Source organism: Vulcanococcus limneticus LL (assembly GCF_002252705.1).
Lineage (GTDB): Bacteria > Cyanobacteriota > Cyanobacteriia > PCC-6307 > Cyanobiaceae > Vulcanococcus > Vulcanococcus limneticus.
On sequence record NZ_NQLA01000051.1, the window covers coordinates 12331 to 19175 of the forward strand.

7 protein-coding genes and 1 pseudogene are annotated in these 6845 nt (G+C 73.3%); 5 read left to right on the top strand and 3 right to left on the bottom strand.

Annotated elements, in window-relative coordinates; translation table 11 throughout:
- Positions 1 to 1437 (top strand): lytic transglycosylase domain-containing protein (locus CJZ98_RS14735; protein ID WP_232756506.1); only part of this gene is annotated, 1437 nt, incomplete at its 5' end.
- A gap of 15 nt (positions 1438 to 1452) precedes the next feature.
- On the opposite strand, the gene CJZ98_RS14740 is transcribed toward CJZ98_RS14735, so the two are convergent.
- Both CJZ98_RS14740 and CJZ98_RS14745 read right to left on the bottom strand, forming a co-directional pair.
- Positions 1453 to 1956, bottom strand: a complete 504-nt coding sequence (locus CJZ98_RS14740; protein WP_094591884.1) for a hypothetical protein — start codon at positions 1954 to 1956, stop codon at positions 1453 to 1455.
- Positions 1956 to 2402: an NIL domain-containing protein gene (locus CJZ98_RS14745; protein WP_094591885.1), complete on the bottom strand. Its 447-nt coding sequence runs from the start codon at positions 2400 to 2402 to the stop codon at positions 1956 to 1958. Before CJZ98_RS14745 ends, CJZ98_RS14740 begins: the two co-directional genes overlap by 1 nt.
- 253 nt (positions 2403 to 2655) lie before the next feature.
- Here CJZ98_RS14745 and CJZ98_RS14750 point away from each other — a divergent pair, with 253 nt between their 5' ends.
- The 3 genes from CJZ98_RS14750 to CJZ98_RS14760 all read left to right on the top strand — a co-directional run bounded on the left by CJZ98_RS14750 (position 2656) and on the right by CJZ98_RS14760 (position 5124).
- Positions 2656 to 3165: a thioredoxin domain-containing protein gene (locus CJZ98_RS14750; protein WP_094591890.1), complete on the top strand. Its 510-nt coding sequence runs from the start codon at positions 2656 to 2658 to the stop codon at positions 3163 to 3165.
- A gap of 136 nt (positions 3166 to 3301) precedes the next feature.
- Positions 3302 to 4024 (top strand): FAD-dependent thymidylate synthase, encoded by a 723-nt coding sequence (gene thyX / locus CJZ98_RS14755; protein WP_094591886.1) that lies wholly within the window; start codon positions 3302 to 3304, stop codon positions 4022 to 4024.
- 119 nt (positions 4025 to 4143) lie between these two features.
- Positions 4144 to 5124: an NAD(P)-dependent alcohol dehydrogenase gene (locus CJZ98_RS14760; protein WP_094591887.1), complete on the top strand. Its 981-nt coding sequence runs from the start codon at positions 4144 to 4146 to the stop codon at positions 5122 to 5124.
- Positions 5125 to 5161: 37 nt separating this feature from the next.
- Here CJZ98_RS14760 and CJZ98_RS14765 read toward each other — a convergent pair whose 3' ends face one another.
- On the bottom strand, positions 5162 to 6451 hold the full coding sequence (locus tag CJZ98_RS14765; RefSeq protein WP_094591888.1) for an AmpG family muropeptide MFS transporter: 1290 nt from the start codon (positions 6449 to 6451) through the stop codon (positions 5162 to 5164).
- A gap of 186 nt (positions 6452 to 6637) precedes the next feature.
- Between CJZ98_RS14765 and CJZ98_RS18465 the strand changes: the two are divergent.
- Positions 6638 to 6845 (top strand): annotated as a pseudogene (locus CJZ98_RS18465) (hypothetical protein); the annotation flags it as partial.

Below are 6845 nucleotides of genomic sequence, written 5' to 3' on the forward strand. Positions count from 1 at the left end.
TGCGCCGCCCGGGGGCCGCGCCCCTCGGCCACCGAGCGCGGCCAGCTGGCGGCTGGGCTGGCCCAGCTCGGGGCGGGTCCGGCGGCCCTGGCCTGCCTGCGGGGCGCGACTGGCTCCGCACCCCTGGAGCTGAGCCTGGGCAAGGCCCTGCTCAAGGGCGAGGGCCCGGCCCAGGCCCAGGGCGAAGCCCGGCTGTTGGCGCTGGCCCGTCGGTTTCCTGCAAGCCCTGAAGCCCTGGAGGCCACCGCGCTGCTGAGCCAGCAGCAGGATCCTGCCGCCCTGGCCCGCCTGGCCCAGCTCCCCCCATCGCTGCAGGACAGCGCGCCGGTGCAGGCGCGCCTGGCCCTGGAGCGCCGCCGTCCCTGGCGGGGGGTGCTGCAGCGCTGGCCCCGCGATCCGGCCAGCTGGGATCTGCAGTGGGAGCTGGCCCGCGCCGCCGCCCTGAAGGGCCAGTGGGGCGAGGCCTCCACCCTGCTGGCCGCCCTGCGCCCCGACCAGCTGCCGGCCCCCTTGGCCGCCCGCCAGCTGTTCTGGCAGGGCCTGGCCGCCGAGCACCTGGGCGATCGGGCCGGGGCGGAGCGCTTCTGGCGCCAGCTGCTGCCCCTGTCCCCTGGTGGCTACTACGGCTGGCGGGCCCGGGTGCGGCTGGGGGAGGTCGAGGAGCGCGATCCCCGCGAGCCGCAGGCCAGTGCCGCTGCTGGAGCCCGAGAGCTGCCCTGGCAGCCGCTGGCCAGCGGCGATCCGCTGCTGGATCGGCTCTGGCGCCTTGATCTGCCCCTGGAGGCCTGGGAGCTGTGGCGCACCCGCCGTGGGGGTCGCCCGCCGGAGGGCCCCGGGCAGCTGCTGCTGGAGGGCCGGCTGCGCACCGGCATCGGCGACGACTGGACCGGCCTGGGCCAGCTCGACCAGGCTGTCCTGCGGTTGCCGGCCGGGAGCTGCAGGGTGCAGTGGCAGCGGGAGCAGCAGCTGACCCCCCGCCGCTACGGCAGCGCCTTTGCCCAGGCCGCGGCCCAGACTGGGCTGGATCCCAACCTGCTGTTCGGCGTGGCCCGGCAGGAATCCCGCTTCACGGCGGGGGTGAGTTCGGTGGTCGGCGCCGTGGGCCTGCTGCAGCTGATGCCGGCCACGGCCGCCGAGGTTGCCGGCGAGCCCCAGTCGTTGGAGGCGTTGCAGCAGCCGGAGCGCAACACCGTGCTGGGGGCCCGCTTCCTGCGCCAGCTGCTCGACCAGTGGCAGGGGCAGCCCTTCCTGGCGGTGGCCAGCTACAACGCGGGGCCAGGGGCGGTGGCCAGCTGGTTGGGGGCGGGGCGCCCCGACCCGCGGCGCGAGCCCGAGCTGTGGACGGAGGCCATCCCCTATCCGGAAACGCGGCTCTACACCAAGAAGGTGCTGGGCAACGCCTGGAGCTACGGCCTGCCCGAGGAACCCGGTTGCTGAGGGGAGGGACCGGGTTCAGCCAATGAAGCGATCGAGGCCGGCGTGGAGCTGCTTGCCGATCCACACCCCCGTCAGCACCAGCAGGCCCAGGGAGGTCACGGCCAGCCAGGCCGGCGGCACGATCCGCAGCCGGGTGAGGTCGAGCCGGGCCAGCAGAACGGCGCAGGCCAGCACCAGCACCTCGGCGAACACGCTCAGGTGCATCAGGTAGAGGCCGCCGGTGATCACCACCAGCAGGGTCACCACCAGCGTGAGGGCCTTGCTGGAGGACATCAGCAGGGAGAGCTCCCGCAGCAGCAGGTCCGGCATCGTGCAGAGCACCACCACCAGCAGGGCCTGGCCGCACTGCAGGGGCCAGAACAGATCGCGCAGGATCGCCCCTTCGCCCACGACCGCCGGCATGCTGGCCACCTGGCGCCCCACGTCGGCCCAGTGCAGCCCTTGGTAGATGCACACCAGCAGCAGCACCAGCAGCATCGGTGCCCGCAGCGGCAGGATCAGCAGACGCAGCAGGGCCATCAGGACAGGCTCCGCACGGCCGGCAGGTCGGCGCTGGGCTGATCCAGCACCAGGGCGATGGCCTCCAGCGGGCAGCTGGGGATGCACTGCTCGCAGACCAGGCAGCGCCGGGCTTCGAACTGCAGCCGCCAGGCCGGTGGGGCGCTGCTCAGGGCGCCGCTGGGGCAGACGCTGGAGCAGATGCCGCAGTCGACGCAGCGGTCTAGGTCGACGCGGATCTGGCCCTGGGCGCGGTTGAGGGCCAGCCCCTGGCCTTCGAGCCAGTGCTCGGCGGCGTCGAGGTCGTCGATGTCGCCGAAGAGCTCCACCACCATGGTGCCGCTCTGGTTGGGGGCGATCTGGGCCCGCAGGATCTTGGCGGCCACGTCGAATTCCACCGCCAGCCGGTAGGTGATCGGCTGGTGCACCGCCTCGCGGGGGAAATGCAGGGTGATGCGCCGCTTCACGCTTCGGCTTCCGCCAGCACGGACCGTAGCAACATTCGTCCGCCCCATCTCCGCTGTGCCCGGACTCCCACCGCCGCTGCCGGGTTCTGCCAGCGCCCTGACCCGCCACGCGCGGGCGCCGCACTGCCGCGATGGCGCTGGCAGAGTGAAGATCCCGTGTGCGCCCCTGCGCGTGAGTTCCGAGCCCTCCGCCGCCCCGACCCGTCCGCAGCCGCTGCCGCCGCCTGGCCCGCTGCTGGATCGTCGGGCCCGGATGTTGCTGGCGGCCCTGGCGGCCCTGCTGGCCGTGGCGCTGTTTGCCCTGCGCGGCGGGCTGCAGCCCGCCGCGCCCCTGGAGAAGCTGGCGCGCCAGTCGTTGGATCTGCCGGTGGCCCTGGCCAACGGCCGCCCAACCCTTGTGGAGTTCTACGCCGACTGGTGCGAGGCCTGCCAGGCGATGGCGCCGGCGATGGAGGCGATCGAGCAGGAGCACCGCGGCGCCCTCGACGTGGTGCTGCTCAACGTGGACAACCCGCGCTGGCAGCCCGAACTCGATCGGTTTGAGGTCAACGGCATTCCCCAGCTGGAGCTGTTCTCCGCCGATGGCCATCCCGTGGGCCGCTCGCTGGGCGCCCGCAGCCGCCCCGAGCTGGAGGCCCTCTCCGGTGCCCTGATCGCCGCCGCGCCCCTGCCCAGGCTGGCGGGCGTCGGCACGGTCAGCAGCCTCAGCCAGGCTGGTGCCGCCGCCACGGCCCCCCTTGCCGGCCCCCGCAGCCACGGCTGAACCCGTGAGTTGTCCCCCGCGAGGCGTGGGGGGCCCGCGGCCCGAACCCGCGTGTGATCACGGGGCTTTCGGGTGCCCTACCAGCTGCCCTGAGCGGGCCTAGGGTGCGGCGCGCATCGCCTGCTCCCGCCCCCGCATGAACCGCTTCCGGGTCGAGCTGATCGCCGCCACCCCCAACCCTCAGCAGTGCATCTACGCGGCGATGCACCAGGACTACTCGGAGGGCTTCGTGGCGGCCGACCGGGCCGACTGGCCGGATGAGACCCGGGCCGGTGAGATCTGCGTGAAGCGGCTGCTGGCTGGTGAGCGCGGCCACTACGGACCCCTGGAGCATGCCCAGATCGTGCTGAATGTGGGCTGGTTTCCCCATTCGGTGATGCAGCAGGCCCGCACCCACCGGGTGGGGGTGAGCTTCGATGTGCAGTCGATGCGCTACACGGGCGACCGCATCCGCCGCGCCGCCCGAGGCGAGCTGGAGCTCGAGGAGGTGTTCTACCTGCGGCCGGTGGGCAGCTACAGCGACCGGCAGGGCAAGAAGTACGCCTACACCGCGGAGCAGCGGGCCAGGGACCTGCAGCTCTGCCAGGCGGCGGCTGAGCGCTACGCCGAGCTGCTCGATGCCGGCTTCGCAGAGGAACATGCCCGCGGCATCCTCCCCTTCGACTATCGCCAGCACTTCGTGGTGAGCTTCAGCCTGCGGGCCTTCCTGCACTTCATGGACCTGCGGGCCAAGCTCGATGCCCAGGAGGAGATCCGGGTGCTGTGCGATCTGCTCTGGCCCCACTTCGTGGCCTGGGCGCCGGAGATCGGGGCCTGGTACGAGAAGAGCCGGCTGCACCGTGCCCGGCTGGCGCCCTAGCGCCAACCCTTGGGCGCACCTTTCGGTGCGACGCCCGGCTGGCGCCCTAGCGAGTTCCTTCCCTGCCGAACTCCGCGCGCCCCTGGCTGACTACGGTCAGGCTCCATGGCATCCGCTGCATGAGGGCCGTTGTCTGCGAGCGGTACGGCCCCCCCGAGCTGCTGCGTTTCCGAGAGCTGGAACAGCCCCGGCCGCGGCGCCAGGAGCTGCTGATTCAGGTGCGGGCGACCACGGTCAGTTCCGCTGACTGGCGGGTGCGCAGTCTCACCGTACCGGCCGGCTTCGGGCCGATCCTGCGGCTGGTGCTGGGTTTGTCCCGGCCCCGGCAGCCGATCCTGGGCACGGAGCTGGCGGGGGTCGTGGCGGCGGTGGGCCGGGATGTGCGCCGCTTCCGGGTCGGCGATCGGGTCATCGCCTTCCGGGATGCCGCCATGGGCTGCCATGCGGACTACGTCTGCATGCCGGAGGACGGTGCCCTGGCCCCGACGCCCGCCAACCTCAGCGACGCCGAGGCTGCTGCCCTTTGCTTTGGCGGCACCACGGCGCTGGACTTCCTGCGGCGGGGGAAACTGCGCCCTGGCGAGCGCGTGCTGGTCAACGGTGCCTCGGGGGCGGTGGGCACGGCGGCGGTGCAGTTGGCCCGCCATGGCGGCGCCCTGGTCACCGGTGTGTGCAGCGGCCCCAGGGCGGAGCTGGTGCGATCCCTGGGGGCCAGCCACGTGATCGATTACACCCGCGAGGACTTCACCCGCAACGGCGAGCGCTACGACCTGATCCTGGACACGGTGGGCACGGCCCCGTTCCGGCGCAGCCGGGCCTCGCTCGCGTCCGGTGGCCGCCTGCTGCAGGTGCTGGCCGACCTGCCGGAGATGCTCCTGGCCCCCTGGCGCTCCCTCACCACTGGCTACACGGTGATCGCCGGGCCGGTGGCCGTGCGCACTGAGGATGTGAAGCGTCTGGCCCAGTTGGCTGAGGCCGGCCACTACCGGCCGGTGATCGATCGCCGCTATCCGTTCGAGCAGATCGTGGCGGCCCACCGCTACGTCGATGCCGGCCACAAGGTGGGCAATGTGGTGATCACGCTGCAGCCCGGCCCTTGATGCAGACCGGTGGGGGACACCCTGATCGGCCCTGACCTCAGGTGGGATCCCGCTCGGGATCGAACGCCCCCCGCGCCTCCGCCTCGCCCCAGGGAGCCAGCCGCGCCAGCAGCAGCAGGGCCGGCAGCGAGGCCAGCACGGTGAACAGGAAGAAGCCGGGCCAGCCCACCCGTTCGGCCACCACCCCCGCCGGCGCCGAGAGCACCGAGCGGCTCATGGCATAGACCCCCGAGAGCAGGGCGTACTGGGTGGCGGAGAAGCGGGGGTTGCACAGGCTCATCAGCAGAGCCACGAACACCGCCCCCACCATGCCCCCGCTCAGGTTCTCCAGGCTCACCGCCGTGATCAGGCCGGCGAAGCCGCCGCCGAAGCGCGCCAGGGCCCAGTAGCTCAGGTTGCCGGCGGCACCGGCGATCGCGAACAGCCACAGCGAGCGGTTCATGCCCAGCCAGGCGAACAGGGCACCCCCCAGCAGCGTGCCGACCATGGTGGCGCCGATGGCCCAGCCGCCCTGCACCAGGCCGATGTCCGCATCGCTGAAGCCCTGCAGCTTCAGAAAGGGGATCGCCATGGCACTGAGCAGGCCGTCGGGCCAGCGGTAGAACAGCACCAGCAGCAACAGCTGCCAGGTGCGGTTTGGCCCGGCCCGCCGCACGAATTCCCGCGCCGGCCCCAGCACCGCCTGGCGCAGGCTGGTGACCGCATGCTCCACCGGCCGCAGCTTCGGGGCCGTGAGCGTGAAGGGCACCACGGCGGCCACCAGGCCCGCGGCGGCCAGGAAGGCGGCGGGCCAGCCGTAGCGGTCCGCCAGCAGGAAGCCCCCGGCCCCCACGGCGAGCATCGCGGCCCGATAGCCCAGGGCTGCCGCTGCCGCCCCCGGTCCCCGCTCCGCCTCGGGCAGCAGGTCGGTGCGGTAGGCATCCACGGCGATGTCCTGGGTGGCGCTGCAGATCGCCAGCACCAGGGCCGCCACGCCAATGGCGGTCAGGCTGGCGGGGTCGGTGCTGGGCCGCAGCAGCGCCATGGCGGCGATCACGGCCACCAGCAGCAGCTGCATCAGCAGCAGCCAGCCGCGGCGCCGGTCGGGCCAGGGGATCGGCCAGCGATCCAGCAGCGGTGCCCAGAACAGCTTGAGCGTGTAGGGCAGCTCCGCCAGTGGGATCAGGCCGATCAGGGCCAGGGGCACGCCGCTGGCCGTCAGCCAGCCCTGCAGCAGCTTGCTGCCCACCATCAGCGGCGCGCCACTGGCCACGCCCTCGGCGGTCACGGCCACGAGCCGGCGGGTGGTGCCGGCGGGCCGCCCGGCTGGCTTGACCTGCGGGACCATGGGGGCGGCTCAAGTGGCGGCACGCTAAGGCCGGGTCGGGGCCCGGGCCGGAGGGCTTTGCCAGGTGTCAGGCGGGCCTGGGTCGTGCGTTGGAGGCCCGGCTTGGCACGGCGATGGCGGGGAGGTGACGGGTGCGGCCAACCCAATCCGTTCTGGCCAGAGTGGGGTATCCCGCTGGTGCCTGCCATGGCTGTCCGCTGTTCGCTCCAAGGGCTCAGGTGGGCGGCCACCGCCGGGCTGGCCCTCGCCCTCGGGGCAGACCTGCTGACCGCAGGATCCCTGGCGCGTCCGATCCGCGGCGGCGTCGGCGGCCCGGCCTCCGGCGCCGGCGTGCGTCCTGGGGCCGGCTGGGGTGCCCCCGGCGCCGGCCTGACGCCCCGCCCCGGGGTGGGTG

Excerpts from the sequence above, each read along its gene's own strand:
- CJZ98_RS14740 (WP_094591884.1), bottom strand. The coding sequence starts at position 1,956 with ATGGCCCTGCTGCGTCTGCTGATCCTGCCGCTGCGGGCACCGATGCTG.
- CJZ98_RS14750 (WP_094591890.1), top strand. The coding sequence starts at position 2,656 with ATGTTGCTGGCGGCCCTGGCGGCCCTGCTGGCCGTGGCGCTGTTTGCC.
- thyX (WP_094591886.1), top strand. The coding sequence starts at position 3,302 with ATGAACCGCTTCCGGGTCGAGCTGATCGCCGCCACCCCCAACCCTCAG.
- CJZ98_RS14760 (WP_094591887.1), top strand. The coding sequence starts at position 4,144 with ATGAGGGCCGTTGTCTGCGAGCGGTACGGCCCCCCCGAGCTGCTGCGT.
- CJZ98_RS14765 (WP_094591888.1), bottom strand. The coding sequence starts at position 6,451 with ATGGTCCCGCAGGTCAAGCCAGCCGGGCGGCCCGCCGGCACCACCCGC.